The sequence below is a fragment of the Cupriavidus consociatus genome, from assembly GCF_017814975.1.
Classification (GTDB): Bacteria; Pseudomonadota; Gammaproteobacteria; order Burkholderiales; family Burkholderiaceae; genus Cupriavidus; species Cupriavidus consociatus.
In genome coordinates this window covers 1-1,068 of the sequence record NZ_JAGIQA010000134.1, presented here as the reverse complement: position 1 = coordinate 1,068, position 1,068 = coordinate 1, and the positions used below count along the sequence as shown (strand labels likewise).

The following is a 1,068-nucleotide window of genomic DNA, read 5'->3' as shown; positions in this document are numbered from 1 at the left end:
ATCCGCTCGCTGCTGGTCTTGCACAACCTGCGGCCCGAGCGCATCGGTGGCCGCTCGTGGGCATGCTGGTGGGCCCAGCATGCCGCGCAGCTCCTGCCAGGTTTGCGCGCCGAGATTGAACGCGAGTTCGAGCGGCTGTTGCTCCTTGCCAAACAAATCCGGGCACTGGAAACGCTCCAGAGCCAGCAAGTCCGCAGTGGCACACAACCCGCGATCGCTGTGCTCACGCGGCTTGCAGGTATCGGAACCGGCAGTGCATGGACCCTGGTCAAGGAACTGTTTGGCTGGCGGCGCTTCCACAATCGCCGCGAACTTGCCGGTTGCCTGGGGCTGGCGCCGACGCCTTACGCAAGCGGCTCCAGCGAAGTCGAACAGGGCATCAGCAAGGCAGGCAACAAACGGGCGCGGTGGCTGCTGGTAGAGCTCGCGTGGAGCTGGTTGCGCTTTCAGCCGGCGAGCCAGTTGAGTCAATGGTTTAGACAACGATTTGCCGGCGCCGGGAAGCGTTCGCGACGCATCGGTATTGTCGCGTTCGCTCGCCGTCTGGCAATCGCGTTGTGGCGTTACCTGGAGTATGGCGAGATTCCGCTTGGGGCAAGGCTCAAGTCGCTCGGCAGCAATGCCGTCGTGAGCTGAGTCTCCAGCGTCAGTCGATGAACGGTTGGAAGGTTTGCGCGCCCGGACAGTAAGAGGGTTATCCGACGGATAATCGTAGTTTTAGATGGGGCGCGTCAGTGAGGGAGTGTTCCAGCGCTTTGCGCATGTGGTATGTGGTGACCGGCCTGGTGCCGGCACGGATAGAAGTTGAACCGGGCAACTGCCCGGTATCAGACACTCCGACCTCCATCCCGTTGAAGTCATGAGTTATTGAAAGAGAAACCAAACTGAAATCACGCGCCATTGCCATGAAAGTTATCCACCGCTGGCCAGCGTCGTGGTCGTGAGAGGCGACCCGCTGACCAGCCGTGGATAACTTTCAGCACGTCGCAACGGGGATAACTACTCAACGAAAATAGTCGCCAGAGGACTTGACTTTCAACACCCCATAGAAGTCTTACTGTGTCATAA

At 59.6% G+C, this 1,068-nt stretch carries 1 protein-coding gene; it reads left to right on the top strand.

Annotation, left to right across the window (positions count from 1 at the left end):
* The coding region (locus J8I82_RS37750) for a transposase (protein WP_209765721.1) at nucleotides 1-636 on the top strand (636 nt) is incomplete at its 5' end.
* Nucleotides 637-1,068 lie beyond the last annotated feature (432 nt).